General features: G+C 66.9%; 1 pseudogene. It reads left to right on the forward strand.

Annotation, left to right across the window (positions count from 1 at the left end):
- Positions 1-299 (forward strand): annotated as a pseudogene (locus tag ACFQ87_RS31080) (hypothetical protein); the annotation flags it as partial.

Here is a 299-nt window from a genome sequence, read left to right on the forward strand (position 1 = left end):
GGCGACCACCGAGGTGTTCGGGATCGGGACGGACGGGACGATGTCCCACAGCTACAGCACCAACGGCGGCGCCTGGAGCGACTGGTCCACGCTGGATTCCAGCTTCCACTTCACCGGCGCCCCGGCGGCCGTCTACAACCCGGTGAACAAGGTCACCGAGGTCTTCGCCACCGGCCAGGACGGCGTCATCTCGCACAACTACCACTTCAACGGCGGCCAGTGGAGCGGCTGGAGCACCCTCGACACCGGCTACAAGTTCACCGGCAGCCCGACCGCCGTCTACAACCAGGCCACCAACG

The sequence above is a fragment of the Kitasatospora sp. NPDC056531 genome, assembly GCF_042794375.1.
In the GTDB taxonomy this organism is placed as follows: Bacteria; Actinomycetota; Actinomycetes; order Streptomycetales; family Streptomycetaceae; genus Kitasatospora.